Here is a 23,852-nt window from a genome sequence, read left to right as displayed (position 1 = left end):
GTCATATTCCGGCAATCTCTCTGACTTATTCTCCCGGCACCCTCCCGTGATTCATGGTGACGCCGATGCTGCGCGCTTTGCTTACGGCGCTCATCCTGTCGAGCGCCACCCTGCCCGCTTTCGCGCAAGCCGCACTGCCGTTGCCTGCTGGCGATACACCGGCCTTGCGCATTCAAGGCTCCAACACCATCAATGCACAACTGGGGCCTGCGCTGGTCGAAGGATTGATGCGCCAGCAAGGTCTGCAGTCGGTACAGACCCTTCCCGGCAACACTCTTAATGAACAGCGCGTCGTGGGGACCACGGCCGCCGGACAACCTGTCAGTGTCGAAATCGCTGCACATGGTTCAGGCACCGGTTTTACCGCGCTGAAAGCAGGTAACGCAGACATCGCGGCCTCCTCTCGACCGATCAAGGATCAGGAAGCCAAAGACCTCGCCAGCCTGGGTGATCTGAAAGGCGCAGCCAGCGAGCAAACAATTGCCATCGACGGCGTCGCAGTGATCCTGCATCCCGGCAATCCGCTGAGACAACTGGATACCCTTCAACTGGCACGCATTTTCAGTGGCGAAGTCAGAAACTGGAGTGAGGTCGGTGGCAATCCAGGCGCCATCCATCTCTATGTTCGCGATGAAAAGTCCGGCACCTACGAGACGTTCAAGGACCTGGTACTGACCAAATACGGCAAGAGCCTGCTGGGCAGCGCTGCGCGATTCGAATCCAGCGAACAGCTCTCCGACGAAGTCAGCAAGGACATCAATGGCATCGGCTTCACTGGCCTGCCTTCCATACGCCGCGCCAAGGCGGTAGCCATCGCCGACGGTGATTCCAGGCCCATGCTGCCGACCGTCAGCCTGATTGCCACCGAAGACTATCCGCTGTCGCGACGACTGTACTTTTATGTGCCCACCTCGGCCCATCAGCGCTGGGCGCAGGCGTTGGTCCGGTTTGCGCAGAGTGCCGAGGGCCAAGCCATCGTCGCGCAAAGCGGTTTTGTCGCGCAGACCGTGCAGGTGCTCAAGGTGCAGCCTACCGCGCAGATGCCCGCCGATTACCAGGCGCTGGCACGCAAGGCCGAACGCCTGTCAGTCAACTTCCGCTTTGCTCAGGGCAGCGCGCGCCTCGACAACAAGGCGCAGCAGGACCTCAAGCGGGTTGCGGATTACCTGAAGTCCAGCAACAAACTGGACCGGCATGTGACGCTGGTCGGCTTCGGCGACGCCAAGAGCGACCCGGAGCGTGCCGCCCTGCTCTCCAGGCTGCGTGCCATGGCGGTGCGCCGGGAACTGCTAAAAAGCGGCGTGACGTTCCGCGACATCGTCGGCCTGGGTGACGAAATGCCGGTGGCCACCAATGATATCGACGACGGCCGGATCAAGAACCGTCGAGTTGAAGTCTGGGTGCAGTAATTCGCTGAAAGCTAGAGTTGGCTGCGCGTCGGATCTGCCGGCATATATTTGCCCAACTCATACTTGCCGACGGCAGCGCGATGCACTTCATCCGGGCCGTCAGCCAGACGCAACGTACGCTGCATCGCGTACATGTAGGCCAGCGGGAAATCACTGGAAATCCCGGCGGCGCCGTGCATCTGGATCGCCCGATCGATGACCTTCAGCGCCACATTGGGCGCCACCACCTTGATCTGCGCGATTTCGCTCCTGGCGACCTTGTTGCCGACGGTATCCATCATGTAGGCCGCTTTCAGGGTCAGCAGGCGTGCCATGTCGATTTCCATGCGCGAGTCGGCGATCAGGTCGATATTGCCGCCCAGCCTGGCCAACGGCTTGCCGAACGCGACGCGGTCAATGGAACGCCTGCACATCAGCTCCAGCGCCCGCTCCGCCATGCCGATCGAGCGCATGCAGTGGTGAATGCGTCCCGGCCCGAGCCTTCCCTGTGCGATTTCAAACCCCCGCCCCTCACCGAGCAGCACGTTCTCGAACGGGACCCTGACGTTTTCGAACAGCACTTCGGCATGACCATGGGGCGCATCGTCATAGCCGAACACCGGCAGTGGCCGCACGATCTTCACGCCGGGCGTATCAACCGGCACCAGAATCATCGAGTGCTGCTGATGGCGCGGCCCCTCAGGATTGCTCAGGCCCATGAATATCAGGATTTTGCAGCGCGGGTCGCAGGCACCGGAGGTCCACCACTTGCGACCGTTGATGACCCACTGGTCACCGTCACGCTCAGCGCGCGCAGCCATATTGGTGGCGTCCGACGAGGCCACGTCGGGCTCGGTCATGGCAAAGGCAGAGCGAATCTCACCGCGCAGCAGCGGTTCGAGCCAGCGGGCTTTCTGTTCCTCGCTGGCATAGCGGACCAGTACCTCCATGTTGCCGGTGTCCGGCGCCGAGCAATTGAAGGGCTCCGGACCGAGCAGTGAGCGGCCCATGATTTCCGCCAGCGGCGCGTATTCCAGATTGCTCAGGCCGGCGCCCAGTCCGGAGTCGGGCAGGAACAGATTCCACAATCCTTCCGACTTGGCCCGGGCCTTGAGCTCTTCCACGATTGCCGTGGGCTGCCAGCGATCCCCTTCAGCCACTTGCCGCTCGAAAACCGGTTCGGCCGGATAAACGTAGGCATCCATGAACGCTGTGACGCGTTCACGCAGGGCCTGCACCTTCGGGGAATACGCAAAATCCATGGGGTCGCCACCGTGTCGATCAGGTTGTCGAAGTCATGAACACGATGCTAGAGAAACGCTGCACATTTATCTAATCTATTCCCAGCGTGTATAAACATTCATAACCGATATATGATCCGCCCACCCTTGCGGCATCACCACCCTCTAAACAATCAATCACAATAACGGCACGAGGCGCCCCATCAATGAACCTGAACAAGGTCGATCTCAACCTTTTCATTGTCTTCGACGCCATCTACACCGAAGCCAACCTGACCCGCGCCGGACAGATTGTCGGCATTACCCAGCCTGCGGTCTCCAACGCACTGGCGCGGCTGCGCGAGACCTTCAACGACCCGCTGTTCGTGCGCACGGCACAGGGCATGGTGCCGACACCGATGGCGCAAAACATCATCGGCCCGGTGCGCAACGCGCTTTCGTTGCTCAGGGTATCGGTGCAGGAAAGTCGCATCTTCAACCCGCTGCAGGCCAACAAGAATTACCGCATCAGCATGACCGACCTGACCGAGGCAGTGATTCTGCCGGCGCTGTTCCAGCGACTGCGGCGTCTGGCACCTGCAGTGACCATCGAAAGCTTTCTGTCCAAGCGCCGGGAAACTACCAAGGAATTGGCCGCAGGACGCCTCGACTTCGCTGTGGACGCACCGCTCAACACTGACCCGCAGGTGCGCCACGTGAAGCTGATGGAGGACCGCTATGTGTGTGGCATGCGCAAGGGGCATCCATTGGCGAACAAGGCCGCGCTGACCCTAGACGATTACCTGAGCCAGTCACATATCCATATCTCAAGCCGCCGCAGCGGGTTGGGCCATGTGGATCTGGCGCTCGGCAAGATGGGCATCCAGCGCAGGATCGCTTTGCGCTCGCAACACTACATGATGGCAACCCAGGTGCTGCAGCAAACCGACATGGTCATGACCGTGCCCGAACGCTTCGCCCGTCGTAATGACTTGCACTATGTCTACCTGCCAGTCAGCGACGTTCCGTCGGTCGAGACCCATCTGTACTGGCATGAAAGCACCGACCAGGACCCGGCCAACCGCTGGATGCGTGAACAGATCATCGAACTTTCACAGCGGGTTGTGGCGCAGGAACAAAACCTCGAAAATGCATGAAATATTTAACTCAACTTATTGATTATTAATAAGTTAAGTTATTAACTTAATGTTGTTTCGAAGCAAAGGTTGGCGACCGCTCAAGCTCTGGCATCGCCACTGCTGCTTGACGTAAACGTAAAGCAGCCCTTAGCTTTGCGGCTGCAACCCTCGCCGAGCCACGCCATGAGCAGTCACACCTACAGCATTTCCGAACTCGCCCGCGAGCTGGACATCACCACCCGCGCCATACGCTTTTACGAAGAGCAAGGCATGCTCAGCCCTGAACGCAAGGGCCTGGAACGTATCTATACGGCGCGTGACAAGGTCACCCTGAAACTGATCCTGCGAGGCAAACGCATCGGTTTTTCCCTGGCAGAGTGCAAGGAACTGATCTCGTTGTATGACCCTGCCGGCGGCAATCAGAAGCAGTTGCAGACCATGCTGGGCAAGATCGCCGAACGCCGTGATCAATTGGAACAGCAGTTGCTGGACATACGCCAGATGCAGCTGGAGCTGGACACCGCCGAAGAGCGCTGCCGAGCCGCACTCGATAAGACCGCTGCTGCCCCACTCTGACCCATTCGCACTCACCACAAAGGCGCCGCCATGTCCCTCCCGCAAAAGGTGAATCTCGTCGAAGTCGGCCCGCGTGACGGCCTGCAGAATGAAGCACAACCCATCAGTGTCGACGCCAAGGTGCGCCTGGTGGATGACCTGACGGCAGCCGGGCTGAGCCACATCGAAGTCGGCAGCTTTGTCTCGGCCAAATGGGTGCCGCAGATGGCGGGCTCCGCGCAGGTGTTCGAACGGATCCAGCGCCGTGAAGGCGTTATCTATTCGGCTCTGGCGCCGAATCTGCGCGGCTTCGAAGACGCATTGGCTGCCGGGGTCAGAGAAGTCGCGGTGTTCGCAGCGGCGACCGAAGGGTTCTCGCAACGCAACCTCAACTGCTCGATCAGCGAAAGCCTGGAACGCTTCGCGCCTGTCATGGAAGCAGCACGCATGCATGGCGTGAGGGTTCGAGGGTATGTGTCGTGCGTGTTGGGCTGCCCTTACGAGGGCACCGTTTCGCCCGAACAGGTCGCCACGGTCGCCAACCAACTGCACGCGATGGGCTGCTATGAAATTTCCTTGGGCGACACCATCGGAACCGGAACGCCGGGCGCCACACGGGCGCTGCTCAATGCCGTGGCTGCACATATACCGCGCGGCAAGCTGGCCGGCCACTTCCACGACACCTACGGCCAGGCGTTGGTAAACATTTATGCAAGCCTGGAGGAAGGCATCCAGGTGTTCGACAGCTCCGTGGCCGGCCTCGGTGGCTGCCCTTACGCCAAGGGGGCCAGCGGCAATGTTGCCACTGAAGACGTGCTGTACATGTTGCAGGGGCTGGGTATCGAAACCGGGGTCGATCTGGACCAGGTCATCGCGGCGGGCCAGCGCATCTGCGACGTGCTGCAACGCAGCAATGGCTCTCGCGTGGCCAAGGCCAGACTGTCTGCGTAGCACTGTCACCTGTAGGTAACAGGGTGCGACAACTTGCCACAGAGTGTTACTGTGCCCCGCGTCGAGCAGAGACAAACGGGTAACACGGAAACACTCGGCCGCTGAATAAAACGGCCCGATGCCGAAAAAACAAGCTCATCCCCCGTATTACAGGGGGTTTGAAAACCTGGCACGGGTCCTGCTATATCCCTTGTACAACAAAAATAAAAACACGCAGCAACCCAATAAAAACAACACGTACCGGCTCTGACATAACAAGAACAACACGGACAGAGGCGTAGCTAACAGATTTTTTTGAAGTGGATAGCTTTTCTGAATCGCTTGCTTCGCAAGTTGTTCGCAGCCAGACAGAGAACAACAAAACTGCCCTGAGGCAGCTGCCTAACTGGTTGGATCACTACGATGAAAGTGTCATCAGCGCTCAAAAAAATACGTTTGCTCTTGATCCCGCATGTGGATCGCTCAAAAAAGATGTGAAGGGTCAGGTCGCCAAAAACAACAACAGGCCTCCCGAACAACAAAAAAGAGCGTAGCAACATACCTTGAAGGGGAGCCCAGGCTCCCCTTCGTGCTTTCCGGCGTTCCGGCGTTCCGCCCTCTTTCCTCTGCACTGAAAAATACAGCTTGATCAGCCGTCGTTCGCATAGGCATCGGCGTTGACAGCAAAACCCTACAGGTTTACGTTAACGTAAAGGTCATAGCAGATAGGTGCTATAGCCGCTTCCAGAAAGACGCGCCGTCCATGAACAAAGCGCCACTCAAGAACAAAAAAGGAATGCCCCATGAGTTACCCCAGCCTGAACTTCGCCCTGGGCGAAACCATTGACATGCTGCGCGATCAGTTGCAGTCCTTCGTCGCCGCAGAGCTTGCCCCGCGCGCAGCGCAAATCGACAAGGACAACCTGTTCCCCGCCGACATGTGGCGCAAGTTCGGTGAAATGGGCGTACTGGGGATTACTGTCAGCGAAGAATACGGTGGCGCGGGCCTGGGTTATCTGGCGCACGTCGTAGCCATGGAAGAAATAAGCCGTGGATCGGCATCGGTGGCGCTGTCCTATGGTGCGCATTCCAACCTCTGCGTTAACCAGATCAACCGCAATGGCAGCCCGGCACAAAAGGCCCGTTACCTGCCCAAGCTGATCAGCGGCGAACACGTTGGCGCGCTGGCCATGAGCGAACCCAATGCAGGCTCGGACGTGGTGTCGATGAAACTGCGCGCCGACAAGCGCGGTGATCACTATGTGCTCAACGGCAGCAAGACCTGGATCACCAACGGGCCGGATGCCGACACCTACGTGATCTACGCCAAGACCGATCTGGAAAAGGCAGCCCACGGAATCAGTGCGTTTATCGTCGAACGCGACTGGAAAGGCTTCTCGCGCGGCAGCAAGTTCGACAAGCTGGGCATGCGCGGCTCCAACACCTGCGAACTGTTTTTCGATGATGTCGAGGTGCCCGAGGAGAACCTGCTGGGCGTGCTTGATGGCGGGGTCAGAGTGCTGATGAGCGGCCTCGATTACGAGCGCGTGGTGCTCTCTGGCGGACCGACCGGGATCATGCAGGCGTGCATGGACGTGGTGGTGCCCTACATTCACGACCGCAAGCAGTTCGGCCAGAGTATCGGCGAGTTTCAGCTGATTCAGGGCAAGGTCGCAGACATGTACACCCAGCTCAATGCCAGCCGGGCCTACCTGTACGCGGTCGCCCAGGCCTGTGACCGCGGCGAGACCACTCGCAAGGATGCTGCGGGGGTAATCCTGTACAGCGCCGAGCGCGCCACGCAGATGGCGCTGGAGACCATCCAAATTCTGGGCGGCAATGGCTACATCAACGAGTTCCCGGCGGGCCGACTATTGCGCGATGCCAAACTCTACGAGATCGGCGCAGGCACCAGTGAAATTCGGCGCATGCTCATCGGTCGCGAACTGTTCAACGAAACCCGTTGATTGGGGAGCCACCATGACCATCCTGCAAACCCGAATCAACACCCGCTCGCCTGAATTCACCCTCAATCGCGACGCCCTGCTCAAGCAGGTCGAAGCACTGCGCACGCTGTTGAGCAACGTCCAGCAAGGTGGCGGCCGCAAAGCCCAGGAGCGCCACACCTCACGCGGCAAGTTGCTGCCGCGCGAGCGTATCAACCGTTTGCTGGACACCGGTTCACCGTTTCTGGAAATCGGCCAACTGGCTGCGCATGAGGTATACGGCGAAGAGGTACCTGCCGCTGGCGTGATCGCCGGAATCGGCCGGGTCGAGGGCGTCGAATGCATGATCATCGCCAACGATGCCACGGTCAAAGGCGGCTCCTATTACCCGCTGACCGTAAAGAAGCATTTGCGCGCGCAGACGATCGCCCAGCAGAACCGCCTGCCGTGCATTTATCTGGTGGATTCCGGCGGCGCCAACCTGCCGCGTCAGGATGAAGTATTTCCGGACCGCGAACATTTCGGGCGGATCTTCTTCAACCAGGCCAACATGAGCGCGCAAGGAATTGCCCAGATCGCGGTGGTCATGGGCTCCTGTACCGCAGGTGGCGCATACGTACCTGCCATGGCCGACGAGGCGATCATGGTGCGCCAGCAGGCCACGATCTTTCTGGCCGGCCCGCCGCTGGTCAAGGCAGCAACCGGCGAAGTGGTCAGCGCCGAAGAACTGGGCGGTGCCGATGTGCACTGTCGCACGTCCGGCGTGGCCGATCACTACGCAGACAATGACGATCACGCGCTTGCACTGGCGCGCCGCAGCATCGCCAATCTGAACTGGCGCAAGCAGGGTCAACTGAACACCGTCGCGCCCATTGCACCGCTGTACCCCGGCGATGACCTGTACGGCATCATCCCCGCCGACACGAAACAGCCATTCGACGTGAGGGAAATCATCGCGCGACTGGTGGATGGCTCGGTACTCGACGAATTCAAGGCCCTGTTCGGCACCACGCTGGTCTGTGGCTTCGCGCGTCTGCATGGCTACCCGATCGCGATCCTCGCCAACAATGGCATCTTGTTCGCAGAAGCGGCACAGAAAGGCGCGCACTTCATCGAGCTGGCCTGCCAGAGAGGCATCCCCTTGCTGTTCCTGCAGAACATCACCGGCTTCATGGTCGGCCAGAAGTATGAAGCGGGCGGCATCGCCAAGCATGGTGCCAAGCTGGTGACCGCCGTGGCCTGCGCCAGGGTGCCAAAATTCACGGTGATTATCGGCGGTAGTTTTGGCGCGGGGAATTACGGCATGTGTGGCCGCGCTTACGATCCGCGCTTTCTATGGATGTGGCCCAACGCGCGGATTGGCGTGATGGGCGGCGAACAGGCAGCCGGCGTGCTGGTGCAGGTCAAGTGCGAACAGGCCGAACGTGCTGGTCAGGCGTTCAGCGCCGAACAGCAGGCCGAACTGAAACAGCCGATTCTCGATCAGTACGAGCATCAGGGCCATCCTTACTACTCCAGCGCACGCCTGTGGGACGACGGGGTCATCGACCCGGCACAAACCCGCGACATTCTCGCGCTTGCCCTCTCCGCCTCGCTCAACGCGCCCATCGAACCTACCACCTTCGGCCTGTTCCGAATGTGAGCCGGGAAATGATCATGACTTCGACCTCATTCGCAACCATAGAGCTGATCAACGACCCACGTGGCTTTGCCACGCTGTGGCTGAATCGACCGGACAAGAACAACGCCTTCAACGCGCAGATGATCCGCGAGCTGATTATCGCGCTGGACCAGGTACAAGGCGATGCCAGCCTGCGCTTTCTGCTGCTGCGTGGCCGTGGCCGGCATTTCAGTGCCGGTGCCGACCTGGCGTGGATGCAGCAGGCAGCAGACCTAGATTACAACACCAGTCTGGACGACGCCCGCGAACTGGCGGAGCTGATGTACGGCCTCGCCAGGCTGAAAATCCCGACGCTCGCCGTGGTCCAGGGCGCAGCATTCGGCGGTGCGCTGGGCCTGATCAGTTGCTGTGACATGGCCATTGCAGCGGCGGAAGCGCAGTTCTGCCTGTCAGAAGTGCGCATCGGCCTGGCGCCAGCGGTCATCAGCCCATTCGTGGTAAAGGCCATCGGCGAACGCGCCACGCGACGCTACACCCTGACGGCCGAGCGCTTCGATGGCCAGCGGGCGCAGCAGATCGGTCTGGTCGCCGAGTGCTACCCCGCTGCAGAGCTGCAAGACCAAACGCAGCACTTGGTCGACAACCTGCTGCTCAACAGCCCGCAAGCCATGCGCGTCAGCAAGGAACTGTTGCGCGAGGTCGGCAACGGCGAGCTGACCCCTTCGCTACGCCGCTACTGCGAAAGCGCCATCGCGCGCATCCGTACCAGTGCCGAAGGGCAGGAAGGCCTGCGCGCCTTTCTGCAGAAACGCACGCCCGGCTGGCAGCCCGTCAAGGATCAGCCGCTTGGCGATCCCGTTACAACAGCCTCGACAGCCCGGCACGAACCGCAGAAGGACTCGCAATCATGAGCACGCCCGAGCTGACCAAGCTGTTGATTGCCAACCGCGGCGAGATTGCCTGCCGCATCATGCGTACGGCGAAAAACATGGGTCTTACCACGGTCGCCGTGCACAGCGCCATCGACCGTGACGCACGCCATAGCCGCGAGGCCGATCTCTGCGTGGACCTTGGCGGCAGCAAGGCCGCAGACAGTTATCTGGCGATCGACAGGCTTATCGAAGCCGCCAGGGCGAGCGGCGCGCACGCGATCCATCCCGGCTACGGATTTCTGTCTGAAAATGCCGATTTTGCGCGTGCCATCGAAAACGCCGGGCTGATTTTCCTCGGTCCACCCGCTTCGGCCATCGATGCCATGGGCAGCAAATCCGCCGCCAAGGCCTTGATGGAGCAGGCAGGCGTGCCCTTGGTGCCTGGCTACCACGGTGAAGCACAGGACATCGAGACGTTCCGCGCCGCAGCCGAGCGTATCGGCTACCCAGTGCTGTTGAAAGCCACCGCTGGCGGCGGCGGCAAAGGCATGAAAGTGGTCGAGCACACGGGCGAACTGGCCGAAGCACTGGCTTCGGCGCAACGCGAGGCGCTGTCCTCGTTCGGCGACGCGAGGATGCTGGTGGAGAAATACGTGCTCGCCCCGCGCCACGTCGAAATCCAGGTGTTTGCCGACCGGCATGGCCACTGCCTGTACCTCAATGAGCGCGACTGCTCAATCCAGCGCCGACACCAGAAGGTCGTCGAGGAAGCACCGGCGCCCGGCCTGACGGCTTCATTGCGTAAAGCCATGGGCGAAGCCGCGGTGAAAGCCGCACAGGCCATCGGCTACGTGGGCGCGGGTACGGTGGAGTTCCTGCTGGACGCACGCGGCGAGTTTTTCTTCATGGAAATGAATACCCGTCTGCAGGTAGAACACCCGGTCACCGAGTACATCACCGGGCTGGACCTGGTGGAATGGCAGATCCGTGTCGCCAGAGGCGAATCGCTGCCCATCACCCAGGAGCAGGTTCCCCTGACCGGCCATGCCATCGAAGTCCGTCTGTACGCCGAAGACCCGGCCAACGACTTTCTCCCGGCCACCGGCACCCTGGAGCTCTACAGAGAGCCTGCGCCCGGCCCCGGCAGGCGGGTGGACAGCGGCGTTGCCGAAGGCGACAGCATCTCGCCCTTCTACGACCCGATGCTCGGCAAGCTGATTGCCTGGGGCGAAGACCGCGAGCAGGCCCGTCTGCGTCTGCTGGCAATGCTCGATGAATTTGCCGTGGGCGGAGTCAGGACCAACTTGGCCTTCCTGCGTCGAATCATCGCGCATCCAGCGTTCGCCGCGGCGCAGCTTGATACCGGCTTCATTCCCCGCCATCAGACGCAACTGCTGCCGCAAACCGACGAGCCGGACGAGACATTCTGGCAGGCCGCCGCCGAGGCCTTCAGCCAGAGCGAACCGGCACGCATCGATCAAGCCGATCCATATTCGCCTTGGGCAGTCAGCAGCGGCTTTCGCGCCGGGCTGCCCGCGCAGACGGATTTGCGACTGAGCTGCAGCGGTCAGACCCGAAACATCTGCCTGCGCCACAGCAGCCCGTCGTTATTCACTCTGAGTGGTGAGCATCTACAGGTCGAGCACAACGGTGTGCGCCAACGACACCTGGCGATACGACGCGGCAACACGCTGTATCTCGAATGGCAAGGCGAGATGTATACCGTCACGCGCCTGGACGCCATCGCCCAGGTAGACGTCGGTGAAGGTCAGCATGGAGGCCTGACAGCACCGATGAACGGCAGCATCGTACGGGTACTGGTTGAAGTGGGTCAGGCGGTCGAGCCTGGCGCGCAACTGGTGGTGCTGGAAGCCATGAAGATGGAACACAGCATCCGCGCCGCCAGCGCCGGGGTGATTACCGCGCTTTACTGCCACGAGGGCGAGATGGTCAACGAAGGCGCGATACTGGTGGAGCTGGACTGACGCTCGTCAACCGCCGCACATGAAAACGCCCTGAACAGTCAGGGCGTTTTCGTGCAGCAATTTCTGTGCAGCGAAGAGACGCTTAGTAGTAGGCGTTTTCTTTCTGCGTATGGTCGGTAACATCGCGAACGCCCGACAACTCGGGAATACGCTCAAGCAGCGTGCGCTCGATACCTTCCTTCAGCGTGACATCTGCCTGACCACAGCCCTGGCAACCGCCACCGAACTGCAGGACGGCGATGTTCTTCGCCTCTTCCTCGACCACATCGATCAGCGTGACCTGACCGCCATGGCTGGCGAGGCCAGGATTGATCTCGGTTTGCAGGTAGTAATTGATGCGCTCGTTGATCGGGCTGTCGGCATTAACCATCGGCACTTTGGCGTTCGGTGCCTTGATGGTCAGCTGGCCGCCCATCCGGTCGGTGGCGTAGTCGACCACTGCATCGTCCAGAAAGGCCTCGCTGAAGCCGTCGATCCAGGCCGTGAAGCTCTTCAGGCCGATGGCTTTGTCTTCCGGTTTCTCTTCACCCGGCTTGCAGTAGGCAATGCAGGTTTCGGCGTACTGAGTGCCGGGCTGGGTGATAAATACGCGGATGCCTATGCCCGGGGTATTCTGCTTTTCCAGCAGATCGGCCAGATAATCGTGGGCGGCATCGGTAATAGTGATAGCGGTCATGAAAATTCCTCGCAGACGTGCGTGCAGTTTACGCCAATCGGCCGCTTCACACAAAGTCCCAGTATTTTTGTCAGGTTAATGCTTGCGCCTGACTGACCGCCCTGCGCGCATCCAGCCAGGCTTTCATCCGGCGGTAGAGGCCCTTCTCGACCCACTCATAACTGACCCAGGCACCGATGGCGATGATCGGCACGCAGAAGGCGAAGACCACATAGGGATTGAGACCAAAGCGCTGCGCCATCAGCAAGCCACCGTACAGCACCAGAACGTGCAGCAGGTACACCGAATACGAGCAGTCACCCAGCACCTTGAGCAGGCGATTGCCTTGGAAATACGGTTCCAGCGAGATGCACGACAACACGATCAAGGCACTCGGCAGGCCCCAGTTGAGCAGGCGCTGCTCGTTGGTCAGGTTATTAATTGCATACAGCCCCACCGCAATGCCTGCCAGCGGCAGCCATAGCGCCTGTTTGATCAAGCCCCTGCGATAGAGGATGCCGATACCGATCCCCAGCAGGAATTCGTAAATGATGTCGTTGCCGTAGAAGCGGCTGATCAGCCCGGCGCGAGCCAGAACCTCACTGACCGCAAACAGCGCTGCGGCAATGATCAACGGCCGGTGGCGCTGCTTGAAGAGGAATACCATCGAAAACAGCAGGTAGAAGAACATCTCGTAGTTCAGCGTCCAGCCAACGTTGAGCGTCGGGTAGAGACCGTAACCACCGGGGTTTTCGGAAGGAATGAACACCAGTGACAAGAGAAAATTCTGCCAGCCGATGACTTGGTGCGGGAGCATCGGCGCTGCCATCAGCAGCAACAACGCCATGGCGGCGGTGTATAGCCAATAGGCCGGAACGATGCGAATCAGGCGATGCAGAATGAAGCGCCGTGCCGGCATGTCGCTGTTCTGCGTAGACAAAAAGATCACCAGACCGCTGATGACGAAGAAGATATCGACGCCGACCGCGCCCTTTGACACAAAGAACTGCCCTACCGGGCCGCTGGCCTTGAAATCGAAAAAAATCTGCATGAAGTGATGACACACCACGACCCACGCTGCGAACGCCCGTAGGGCCTGAACTGAAATCAACATCACGAAAAACCTCTACTTCCTGACTTTCAATCATGGGCCGCTGAATAAACCGGCCTATGACGCGCACCATTTCGGACCACCTTTTTGAAAAAAAGATCGCGCAAGATACATTTCGTTCAGGAAGTAAAGATGGCCGCAGGCCATGTTACACAAGGGCCTGCGGCGTGAAGCCCCCGTTTTTCAGAGGTTCTCGTAGCGATTCATGTCCAGCACACCGGCTTCGCGCGGTTCAGTTTCCTGAACGTAGCGATTCAGATCGTGGAAGTAGCTCCAGAACAGCGGATGAGTACGGCGGATGCCCCAATGCCGGACGATCTGTTCGAAACTCGCCTGATCCTTGCTCTGCTGCATGGCATCGACAAAGGCCGGCACCTGTGCGACTGGAATGTTGAAAATGAAATTCGGGTAACTGCTGAGCACGCCCGGGTAGACAGTCAATGTGTCCAGGCCCGGAATATAGCGGTACGACTCGCCCAGCAGAAACGCGACATTACTGTGCGCGCGGTTGCGCAGCATGCTGTAGATCACGCGCTTGCCATTGCTGCCCTCAATCCGCAGCATGCTCGCTTCCGGCAACTGATCGATGACCTTCAGACCCGCCGCAGGACGCGACGTCAATCGGCTCAGCGCCTGTTCTGCCTGAGCGAAGCTGCTGTCGAGGCCAGGCCGCGAGCAATACGCCCCGGTGCAGCGGTTGATCGGGTCAGGTGCAGCATTCAATGTGCCGAAGCGCTCAATCAGCCTGGACGCAAAGTCACGCTGCGCGGCCTTTTCATCGAGCTTGATGCCCGTCGGCGTATCGTCGTCGATCTTCTGGTAATCCAGCCACATCTTGATTTTGCCGCCCTCCTGATAAAGATCACTGAGCATGTCTTCACGCAGGTCGGCAGGCATCAGGCGCAGGAAGTTGATCTCGGCGCCATTGCGGATCAAGTCGAAATACAGTCGCGTCTGGGCCTGATGTGCAACATTGCCATAGACGTCGAAGTTCACCGCCAGCTGGTAATAGGTACGCTCCAGCAACGGGTAATCGAACAGCCACATGGAGTGCGGCACGTCACCAATCAGGCCTTTATTGACCGACGCACTGTCGAAATGGCGGAAAACGGTCAGCAAGGCATTGTCATTGCCTGCCCACAGCGTGCTCCAGCCCGGCGCAGGCATTTTCGCGTAACTGTCGCGGCGCAGGTCTTCATACTCATTGCGTCGGTCGCGGTAGGACAGCCACAGGCTCAGCACGCTGCCCACGTCATCGTTCTGCCCCGGCATGGCCAGCAATGGCGTGGCCTCCCCGCGATACGTCGCATCGGTGATGTAACGATCATGGGACGGGTCCTGAAACAGCACCCAGAACTGATCGCGAATCACGTCTGTGGCGATCTGCCCGCGACAGACCGGCCCGCGAATGAACGTGCGGACGAAATATTCGGCGTTGTCGAGCATGAATTGATAACGCGCCGCTGCCGGGATGGCTTCGAAGGTCAGAAACGGATTGGCACGATGGCCAGGGCCGTAGCCCGGCAATGCGCTGACTTTCCAGTCGGCCCCGTAGAACAGCTGCCTGACCCGCGCCAGCTTCTGCGGGCTCATGGCGTAGGTAATGTGGGTCTTGTGAACGATCACTCCTTGCACGGGGATCAGCCGGTAATAGAAGTCGCTGCCCGGATCGTCGTCGGGACGACGGGTCGCGATCAGGTCCACAGGTTTACCGCTTGGAGTTCGCGAGCGCACCCACTGGAAGAAGTGCCCCGCCTCACCGCCTTCGAAATAGATGTGCGCCAGGAACAGGTGTTCGAACAGCCAGCGACCGACCAGCGCCTGATTCGCCCCAGGTTCGTTGAGCTGCGCCTCCCAGGCATTGATCTGCGCCGCCTCGGTGACACTCGGGGTAATGGCCTGCTGCTCGACCGGCGCACCGGCGGCCAGCCAGCGCCGCAGGGTCTGGTATTCGGCATCGGTCAGGCCGGCGACCGCCAGCGGCATGCCCTGCTGCGCGTGGGCAGCCGCATAAGCAGTGAATTCGCCGGGCAGCGGGCAGACGTTTTCGCGATTGATGCCCAGCGCGATGTCATCCGGAATCTTGCTGTTGGCTGGCAAGGGTGCGCTGCGCCCCAGGTCAAGCATGCGCGTCATCAATGCCGCCTGGCTGCCCTGAGCTTCCAATACTGAGTAGAAACCCTTGCCGCGCCACGCGTCGGTGTCACGCGCATCATAAAACAGGCGCGTCGGCGCAACCGCCTCGCTGCGTTCGCCCTGATAGACCGAGACCTTGCTGGCACCACGGCTGACGCCTTCCCCGCTGCCCAGGTTCAGCTGGCACGGAGCGTCATTGCAGGCGTGGCAGGCAACGCACTTCTCGGTGAGGATCGGCTGGATGTCCTTTACATAGGAAATCGCCGGGGATGCCGGTGTGACGGGGGGTGCAGGAGTCTGGGCCTGGACAGCACAGCAGATAAAAAGCAAGGCGACGCTTGCCAACAAACGGTGCTGCATATGCCATGGGCTCTGATATTAAAATGGCACGATTCTACAAGGGCATCACCCGCTCCAACATGAATGATTTTCATGCAAAAGGCGCAACACCACCAAAACCGTTCCGGTTTGCTATCATCCCGTTCTTTAAAGAATCGACCTTCTCAAGGTAGCCCCATGTCTGACCGCAGCGCCCGCCATCAAGCCTTTCTCACTGCTCTGAAACAGAGGATCCTGATCCTTGATGGCGGCATGGGCACCATGATCCAGAGCTACAGGCTCGAAGAACAGGATTATCGCGGCAAACGTTTCGCCGACTGGCCAAGCGATGTCAAAGGCAACAACGACCTGTTGATCCTGACCCGCCCTGATGTGATCGGCGCCATTGAGAAGGCTTATCTGGATGCCGGCGCCGACATCCTTGAAACCAACACATTCAACGCCACCCAGGTGTCCCAGGCCGATTACGGCATGGAATCGATCGTCTACGAGCTGAACGTCGAAGGCGCACGCCTGGCACGCAAAGTCGCAGACGCCAAGACACTGGAAACCCCGGACAAGCCGCGCTTCGTGGCCGGCGTGCTGGGCCCTACAAGCCGCACCTGCTCGCTGTCGCCGGACGTCAACAACCCCGGCTATCGTAATGTGACCTTCGACGAACTGGTCGAGAACTACACCGAAGCGACCAAGGGGCTGATCGAAGGCGGTGCCGACCTGATCCTCATCGAGACCATTTTCGACACACTCAATGCCAAGGCGGCGATCTTTGCCGTGCAGGGTGTATTCGAAGAAGTGGGCTTCGAGTTGCCGATCATGATCTCCGGGACCATCACCGATGCCTCGGGGCGCACCCTGTCCGGCCAGACCACCGAAGCGTTCTGGAACTCGATCAGCCATGCCAAACCGATCTCGGTCGGCCTGAACTGCGCACTGGGCGCCAGCGAGCTGCGCCCTTACCTGCAAGAGCTGGCCAATAAAGCCAACACCCATGTGTCCGCGCACCCCAACGCTGGCTTGCCGAATGCATTTGGCGAATACGACGAACTGCCGAGCCAGACGGCAAAGATCATCGAAGAATTCGCCCAGAGCGGCTTCCTGAACATCGTCGGCGGCTGCTGCGGTACCACCCCGGCGCACATCAAGGCGATTGCCGAGGCGGTTTCGGGTTACGCGCCGCGGGAAATTCCGGACATCCCCAAGGCCTGCCGCCTGTCAGGCCTAGAACCATTCACCATCGATCGCCAGTCGCTGTTCGTCAACGTCGGCGAGCGTACCAACATCACCGGCTCCGCCCGCTTTGCCCGCCTGATCCGTGAAGACAATTACACCGAAGCCCTGGAAGTTGCCCTGCAGCAGGTCGAAGCCGGCGCCCAGGTGATCGATATCAACATGGACGAAGGGATGCTCGACTCGAAGAAGGCCATGGTGACCTTCCTCAACCTGATCGCAGGCGAGCCGGACATCTCCCGCGTACCGATCATGATCGACTCTTCGAAGTGGGAAGTGATCGAGGCCGGCCTCAAGTGCATCCAGGGCAAGGGCATCGTCAACTCCATCAGCATGAAGGAAGGCGTCGAGCAGTTCATTCATCACGCGCGGCTGTGCAAACGATACGGCGCGGCCGTGGTAGTCATGGCCTTCGACGAACAGGGTCAGGCCGATACCGAGGCGCGCAAGAAGGAAATCTGCAAGCGCTCCTACGACATTCTGGTCAACGAAGTGGGCTTCCCGCCGGAAGACATCATCTTCGACCCGAACATCTTCGCCATCGCCACCGGCATCGAAGAGCACAACAACTACGCCGTGGACTTCATCAACGCCTGCGCCTACATCCGAGACGAGCTGCCGTATGCGCTGACCTCGGGTGGTGTGTCCAACGTGTCGTTCTCGTTCCGCGGCAACAACCCGGTGCGTGAAGCGATCCACTCGGTGTTCCTGCTGCATGCGATCCGCAATGGCCTGAGCATGGGCATCGTCAACGCCGGGCAGCTCGAGATCTACGACCAGATCCCCGCTGAACTGCGTGACTGTGTCGAAGACGTGGTGCTCAACCGCAACCCGGAGGGCACCGATGCGTTGCTGGCGATTGCCGACAAGTTCAAGGGTGATGGCAGCGTCAAGGAAGCCGAAACCGAAGAATGGCGCAGCTGGCCGGTCAATCAGCGTCTGGAACACGCACTGGTCAAGGGCATTACCACTCATATCGTGCAGGACACCGAAGAGTCGCGTCTTGGGTTCGCGCGGCCTATCGAAGTGATCGAGGGCCCGCTGATGGCGGGCATGAACGTGGTCGGCGACCTGTTTGGCGCAGGCAAGATGTTCCTGCCTCAAGTGGTCAAATCCGCGCGCGTGATGAAGCAGGCGGTGGCGCACCTGATCCCGTTCATCGAGCTGGAAAAGGGCGACAAGCCCGAAGCCAAGGGCAAGATCCTGATGGCGACGGTCAAGGGCGACGTGCATGACATCGGCAAGAACATCGTCGGCGTGGTACTGGGCTGTAACGGCTACGACATCGTCGATCTGGGCGTGATGGTGCCCGCCGAGAAGATCCTGCAAGTGGCCCGCGACGAGAAATGCGACATCATCGGCCTGTCCGGCCTGATCACGCCGTCCCTGGACGAAATGGTGCATGTTGCCCGGGAAATGCAGCGCCAGGACTTCCACCTGCCGCTGATGATCGGCGGCGCAACCACGTCCAAAGCGCACACGGCGGTGAAGATCGAGCCCAAATACAGCAATGACGCAGTGATCTACGTTACCGATGCTTCCCGAGCAGTCGGTGTCGCGACCCAGCTGCTGTCGAAAGAGCTGAAACCAGCCTTCATTGAAAAAACCCGACTCGAATACGTTGAAGTACGTGAACGCACCTCGGCACGCAGCGCGCGCACCGAACGCCTGAGCTACGGTGCTGCCGTGGCTAAAAAGCCGCAGTTCGACTGGGAAAACTATACCCCTGCCCGACCGACGTTCACCGGCACCCGGGTCCTGCAGGATATCGACCTGAACGTGCTGGCCGAGTACATCGACTGGACGCCGTTCTTCATTTCCTGGGACCTGGCTGGCAAGTACCCGCGCATCCTCACCGACGAAGTGGTCGGCGAGGCGGCCACTGCGCTGTACGCCGACGCCACGCAGATGCTGCGCAAGCTGATCGACGAGAAGTTGATCAGCGCCCGTGCGGTCTTCGGCTTCTGGCCGGCCAATCAGGTCAATGACGATGATCTGGAAGTCTACGGCGACGACGGCAAGCCGTTGGCCAGGCTGCATCACCTGCGCCAGCAGACCATCAAGCCCGACGGCAAGCCGAACTTCTCGCTGGCCGACTTCGTTGCACCCAAGGACAGTGGCCTGACCGACTACATCGGCGGCTTCATCACCACTGCCGGCATCGGCGCCGAGGAAGTCGCCAAGGCTTACCAGGACAACGGCGACGACTACAACTCGATCATGGTCAAGGCGCTTGCCGACCGTCTCGCCGAAGCCTGCGCCGAATGGCTGCACCAACAGGTGCGCAAGGAATACTGGGGTTATGCGCAGGACGAAGCGCTGGACAACGAGGCGCTGATCAAGGAGCAATACATGGGCATCCGCCCGGCACCCGGCTACCCGGCGTGCCCCGACCATACGGAAAAAGGCACCCTGTTCGCCCTGCTCGATCCGCTGCCGGAAGGCAGCGCCGAACACACCGCAGGCAAGAGCGGCGTGTTCCTGACCGAGCACTACGCGATGTTCCCGGCTGCAGCGGTCAGCGGCTGGTATTTCGCCCATCCTCAGGCGCAGTACTTCGCGGTGGGCAAGGTCGACAAGGATCAGGTCGAGAGCTACACCGCTCGCAAGGGTCAGGACCTCAGCGTCACCGAACGCTGGCTGGCTCCTAACCTGGGCTACGACGAGTAACGCCTGACCGGTTATCTGCCGCCTGGGGGATCAGGCGGCAACATGCCTTTCAGCGAAAATGGCGACGCTTCGCCAGAAGCCTCCACATTGAATGCCTGGATATCGAGCCGGTAATGTTCGTCCTTTGCTGCATCGAGAAAACGTTGCGCGTCCTGCGGCTCGACGATGTGAACCACATCAATGATGCGTGCGCCGATCTGTTGCCGGGCCTGCCGTTGGGCAGTGTCATAGCGGTGCAAGAGAATGATGGCCCATCCGCCCAGGGTGAAGTGCCCTGAAGCCACCACGCTCAGACTGCCATTGAGCTGAGCCCGCAGCGAAAGTGACGTGCCGTTGATAGCACTGAACAGCACGTCCTGCCCTGGCTTGCCGCCGCTCTCGCGCAATGCATCCATCGCACCGAACGCCATTTGCTCGTTGGCAGCCCATACCAGGCGTGTCTGCGGGTAGCGCTTGAACAGCACGCGAGCCTGCTCGAGCGCACGATCACGGCGCCAGCCACCCAGCGCAATCTGCCGCAGATGCACCTCTGGATGCTCCGACAGGGCACGCAGCATGCCTTTTTCACGCAGCAGGGAAACGGGCGTGGTGTTAGTCCCGGAAAACGCCAGCATGTCGATGACCTGACCGTCTGCGCCAGGCGCCGCGAGACGGATAAGCCGCTTTGCCGTCAGATAGCCGCCCTCTTCATCGTTACCCACCAGGCTGCCGATGAAGTCCGGATAGCGTGAGGGCAGGTCACCGAGAATCCGAATCTGGTCCGCGGCCAGCGTATTGTTGACGGCAAACAGCTTCACCCCGCTGCCCACGGACATGCGCAGGACTTCAGGGGCGATATTCAGTTCATTGGAAAACAACAGGTAATCCGGGCGCTCGTCCCCTTGCAGTGTCGCTCGAGCCAGATCGAGCAACTTGCGGGTGTCGCGCTCGGTGTAGAGTATTTTCAGCGACATGCCAGTGGTGTCGGCGGCCGTCTGCATGACGCGGGAGTAACTCTGCCAATAGCCATCGGCTTCTGCGCCGGGACTCAAAAATACCACCGAGGCGGCATGTGTCGTCCCCACCCACAGATAACTGCACAGCATCAGCCAGCCAACATATAACGCCTTCATATCAACGAACCTTGAAGCAGCAGGGATTTATCGCCAAAAGCGAGTTATCGGCTGCAACAGCAAGGTTCTGGAGACTCCGGCAGATTCTTTATCAGCCCCTCACCGGCTGCTGGCCCAGAACATCGCGGCGCCTACCGCCAGAATGACAATGAATAAAATGGCCCAGGTATCCACGGATCTGCCTGGTTTGGCTACTTTCGGGTGCTTGCTCATCGCATCGCCTCTTGTCGGTCTTGTGGGTGATTGCACATGAATGGGAGTATCCCGACACCTGTTCGGTATCGTTCAACGCTCAGTTAAGTCGAGTCTTGCCCACACGGCAAGCAGGGATATGAACTGGCGCCGTTTTGCTTATCGCTTTTAGTGATTTGCATATATATAAACATCACTTTTATCGATAACTGCAAACTGCTATCGTCGCCTTCGCTCCCCGGGGAGTGCGCGGCCGTGCGCGCAGAATTGACCAGATGAAGCAGGAAACAACGAGCAGCGGGCTTTTTCCAGACTGACGCCACTGCCCTGCTTCATGACGAAGCCTGAGAACAGGACCTATATGTACGTATACGACGATTACGATCAGAAGATCATCGAGGACCGCGTCAAGCAGTTCCGGGATCAGACCCGACGCTACCTGGCCGGGGAACTGAGCGAAGAAGAGTTTCGACCGTTGCGCCTGCAAAACGGTCTTTATGTTCAGCGCTTCGCGCCAATGTTGCGCGTCGCCGTCCCCTACGGCCAGCTGACCTCGCGCCAGGCGCGCATGATGGCGAAAATTGCGCGCGACTACGATAAAGGCTACGCGCACATCAGTACCCGCCAGAACGTACAGTTCAACTGGCCTGCACTTGAAGATGTTCCCGATATTCTCGCTGAACTGGCCACTGTGCAGATGCACGCTATCCAGACCAGCGGCAACTGCCTGCGCAACGTCACCACCGACCAGTTTGCCGGTGTGGCCGCAGACGAGCTGGTAGACCCGCGCCCATGGTGCGAGATCGTCCGTCAGTGGACCACCTTCCACCCTGAATTCGCTTACCTGCCGCGCAAGTTCAAGATTGCGATCAATGGTTCGACCAGTGACCGCGCAGCCATCGAAGTGCATGACATCGGCCTCGAGCCATTGCGCAACGAAGCGGGAGAGCTGGGCTTCCGCGTTCTGGTGGGTGGCGGCCTTGGCCGCACACCGGTCGTCGGTGCCTTCATCAATGAGTTCCTGCCGTGGCAGGACCTGCTGAGCTACCTCGACGCCATTCTGCGGGTCTACAACCGCTATGGCCGTCGGGACAACAAGTACAAGGCGCGAATCAAGATTCTGGTCAAGGCGCTGACCCCCGAAGTGTTCGCCGCCAAGGTCGACGCTGAAATGGCTCACCTGCGTGGCGGTCAGACCACCCTGACCGAAGCCGAAGTGCAGCGCGTGTCCCGGCACTTCGTCGACCCGCAATACAAGGCACTCAGCGATCAGCATGCCGAACTGGCAGCGCTGGATGCTCAACATCCCGGCTTCGCTCGCTGGCGTCAACGCAATGTGCTGGCGCACAAGAAGCCTGGCTACATTGCCGTGACCCTGTCGCTCAAACCAACCGGCGTCGCGCCGGGCGATGTGACCGACAAACAACTGGACGCCATTGCCGACCTGGCCGATCGCTACAGCTTCGGTCAACTGCGCACTTCTCACGAGCAGAACATCATCCTTGCCGATGTCGAGCAGAGTGAGCTGTTCACCCTGTGGAACGAGCTGCGCGACAATGGTTTCGCCACACCGAACATTGGCCTTCTGACCGACATCATCTGCTGCCCGGGCGGTGATTTCTGCTCGCTGGCCAATGCCAAGTCGATCCCGATCGCCGAATCCATCCAGCGCCGTTTCGACGATCTGGACTACCTGTTCGATATCGGCGAGCTGGACCTGAATATTTCCGGTTGCATGAACGCCTGCGGGCACCACCATGTCGGCCATATCGGCGTGCTGGGCGTGGACAAGAAAGGTGAAGAGTTCTATCAGGTCTCGCTTGGCGGCAGCGCCAGCCGTGACGCGAGCCTGGGCAAGATTCTCGGCCCCTCCTTTGCGCAGGAGGCGATGCCGGACGTGATCGAGAAGCTGATCGACGTCTACGTTGAAAAACGGACTGAAGACGAGCGTTTCATCGACACCTACCAACGTATTGGCATTGACCCTTTCAAGGAGCGCGTCTATGCAGCGAATCATTAAGAACAACGAAGTCATCGATGAAACCTGGCATCTGCTGCCCAAGGACACGACCTTTGACAGCCTGTCGAACTGCGACGACCTGATCGTGCCGCTGGCGCTGTGGCGCGAACACGCGCATTCGCTGAAGGCACGTGACGGTGGTCTGGGTGTGTGGCTGGACAGTGATGAAGAGGCCGAGGAAATCGGCGAGGATGTCGACCAGTTTCAGGTCATCGCTTTGAATTTTCCGGCCTTCACAGATGGTCGCAGCTTCTCGAATGCGCGCCTGTTGCGTGATCGTTATGGTTACAAGGGTGAGCTGCGTGCCATTGGCGACGTGTTGCGCGATCAGTTGTTCTACATGCGCCGCTGTGGCTTCGATGCGTTTGCGGTGCGTGCCGACAAGGATCCGTACGAGGCGCTGGAAGGTCTGAAGGACTTCTCAGTCACCTATCAGGCCGCGACCGACGAGCCGCTGCCGCTGTTCAGGCGCCGCTGATTCAGGCGCCTTTGGATTTGGCTAAAAGGCACAGCTTGGGAACTGATGACTATCGTTCCCATGCTACAGGCGCGGCTCTGGAACTGATGACTATCGTTCCCATGCTCCGCGTGGGAATGCAGTTCGTGACGCTCTGCGTCACACGGCGGCTCTGGGATGTCAGGTGGATTGAGGTCCGGCTCAAGTCACCTTTTCGCCCCTCGGCGAGTGACTTTGAAGGATCAAAGTAACCAAAATCCTGGCTCCGTTTCCGGCC

The 23,852-nt window shown here is 59.9% G+C and carries 17 protein-coding genes; 11 read left to right on the top strand and 6 right to left on the bottom strand.

Annotation, left to right across the window (positions count from 1 at the left end; genetic code table 11):
- Nucleotides 1-65 precede the first annotated feature (65 nt).
- On the top strand, nt 66-1,409 hold the full coding sequence (locus P406_RS07365; RefSeq protein WP_046235821.1) for a substrate-binding domain-containing protein: 1,344 nt from the start codon (nt 66-68) through the stop codon (nt 1,407-1,409).
- Nucleotides 1,410-1,420: 11 nt separating this feature from the next.
- On the opposite strand, the gene P406_RS07360 is transcribed toward P406_RS07365, so the two are convergent.
- Entirely contained in the window at nt 1,421-2,650 is a 1,230-nt protein-coding gene (locus P406_RS07360) for an acyl-CoA dehydrogenase (protein ID WP_046235820.1), read from the bottom strand.
- Between the two features lie 185 nt (nt 2,651-2,835).
- Here P406_RS07360 and P406_RS07355 point away from each other — a divergent pair, with 185 nt between their 5' ends.
- The 3 genes from P406_RS07355 to P406_RS07345 all read left to right on the top strand — a co-directional run bounded on the left by P406_RS07355 (nt 2,836) and on the right by P406_RS07345 (nt 5,253).
- Nucleotides 2,836-3,765, top strand: a complete 930-nt coding sequence (locus tag P406_RS07355) for a LysR family transcriptional regulator (RefSeq protein WP_003345430.1) — start codon at nt 2,836-2,838, stop codon at nt 3,763-3,765.
- Nucleotides 3,766-3,930: 165 nt separating this feature from the next.
- Nucleotides 3,931-4,323, top strand: coding sequence for a MerR family transcriptional regulator (locus P406_RS07350; RefSeq protein ID WP_003410292.1), 393 nt, complete (start codon nt 3,931-3,933; stop codon nt 4,321-4,323).
- Nucleotides 4,324-4,353: 30 nt separating this feature from the next.
- Entirely contained in the window at nt 4,354-5,253 is a 900-nt protein-coding gene (locus P406_RS07345; protein ID WP_032661620.1) for a hydroxymethylglutaryl-CoA lyase, read from the top strand.
- A gap of 281 nt (nt 5,254-5,534) precedes the next feature.
- Here the strand turns inward: P406_RS07345 and P406_RS29345 are convergent, their stop codons facing one another.
- Nucleotides 5,535-5,792 carry a hypothetical protein gene (locus tag P406_RS29345; RefSeq protein WP_032661618.1) on the bottom strand — a complete coding sequence of 86 codons (258 nt, stop codon included), beginning with the start codon at nt 5,790-5,792 and terminating at the stop codon, nt 5,535-5,537.
- A 243-nt stretch (nt 5,793-6,035) separates the two neighbouring features.
- Here P406_RS29345 and P406_RS07335 point away from each other — a divergent pair, with 243 nt between their 5' ends.
- The 4 genes from P406_RS07335 to P406_RS07320 are packed head-to-tail and all read left to right on the top strand — an operon-like array spanning nt 6,036 to nt 11,656.
- Entirely contained in the window at nt 6,036-7,199 is a 1,164-nt protein-coding gene (locus tag P406_RS07335; RefSeq protein ID WP_032661616.1) for an isovaleryl-CoA dehydrogenase, read from the top strand.
- A gap of 13 nt (nt 7,200-7,212) precedes the next feature.
- Entirely contained in the window at nt 7,213-8,820 is a 1,608-nt protein-coding gene (locus P406_RS07330; RefSeq protein ID WP_046235819.1) for a carboxyl transferase domain-containing protein, read from the top strand.
- A gap of 14 nt (nt 8,821-8,834) precedes the next feature.
- On the top strand, nt 8,835-9,710 hold the full coding sequence (locus P406_RS07325; RefSeq protein ID WP_046235850.1) for a gamma-carboxygeranoyl-CoA hydratase: 876 nt from the start codon (nt 8,835-8,837) through the stop codon (nt 9,708-9,710).
- Entirely contained in the window at nt 9,707-11,656 is a 1,950-nt protein-coding gene (locus P406_RS07320; RefSeq protein ID WP_046235818.1) for an acetyl/propionyl/methylcrotonyl-CoA carboxylase subunit alpha, read from the top strand. The genes P406_RS07325 and P406_RS07320 overlap by 4 nt, the downstream gene beginning before the upstream one ends.
- A gap of 82 nt (nt 11,657-11,738) precedes the next feature.
- Here P406_RS07320 and nfuA read toward each other — a convergent pair whose 3' ends face one another.
- The 3 genes from nfuA to P406_RS07305 all read right to left on the bottom strand — a co-directional run bounded on the left by nfuA (nt 11,739) and on the right by P406_RS07305 (nt 15,918).
- Nucleotides 11,739-12,332, bottom strand: coding sequence for a Fe-S biogenesis protein NfuA (gene nfuA / locus P406_RS07315; RefSeq protein ID WP_002553665.1), 594 nt, complete (start codon nt 12,330-12,332; stop codon nt 11,739-11,741).
- Nucleotides 12,333-12,402: 70 nt separating this feature from the next.
- On the bottom strand, nt 12,403-13,425 hold the full coding sequence (locus tag P406_RS07310; protein ID WP_032661608.1) for an acyltransferase family protein: 1,023 nt from the start codon (nt 13,423-13,425) through the stop codon (nt 12,403-12,405).
- 180 nt (nt 13,426-13,605) lie between these two features.
- Nucleotides 13,606-15,918, bottom strand: coding sequence for a fatty acid cis/trans isomerase (locus P406_RS07305; protein ID WP_044312870.1), 2,313 nt, complete (start codon nt 15,916-15,918; stop codon nt 13,606-13,608).
- Nucleotides 15,919-16,074: 156 nt separating this feature from the next.
- Here P406_RS07305 and metH point away from each other — a divergent pair, with 156 nt between their 5' ends.
- Nucleotides 16,075-19,794 carry a methionine synthase gene (gene metH / locus P406_RS07300; RefSeq protein WP_046235817.1) on the top strand — a complete coding sequence of 1,240 codons (3,720 nt, stop codon included), beginning with the start codon at nt 16,075-16,077 and terminating at the stop codon, nt 19,792-19,794.
- 11 nt (nt 19,795-19,805) lie between these two features.
- Here metH and P406_RS07295 read toward each other — a convergent pair whose 3' ends face one another.
- Entirely contained in the window at nt 19,806-20,906 is a 1,101-nt protein-coding gene (locus tag P406_RS07295; protein ID WP_046235816.1) for an ABC transporter substrate-binding protein, read from the bottom strand.
- A 553-nt stretch (nt 20,907-21,459) separates the two neighbouring features.
- On the opposite strand from P406_RS07295, the gene P406_RS07290 reads away from it, so the two are divergent.
- Nucleotides 21,460-23,118, top strand: coding sequence for a nitrite/sulfite reductase (locus tag P406_RS07290; RefSeq protein ID WP_003410272.1), 1,659 nt, complete (start codon nt 21,460-21,462; stop codon nt 23,116-23,118).
- Nucleotides 23,102-23,596, top strand: a complete 495-nt coding sequence (locus P406_RS07285) for a DUF934 domain-containing protein (RefSeq protein ID WP_003410270.1) — start codon at nt 23,102-23,104, stop codon at nt 23,594-23,596. Before P406_RS07290 ends, P406_RS07285 begins: the two co-directional genes overlap by 17 nt.
- Nucleotides 23,597-23,852: the final 256 nt, after the last annotated feature.

The sequence above is a fragment of the Pseudomonas syringae pv. coryli str. NCPPB 4273 genome (assembly GCF_000972175.1).
In the GTDB taxonomy this organism is placed as follows: domain Bacteria; phylum Pseudomonadota; class Gammaproteobacteria; order Pseudomonadales; family Pseudomonadaceae; genus Aquipseudomonas; species Aquipseudomonas syringae.
This window is presented reverse-complemented; position numbering and strand designations above follow the sequence as displayed.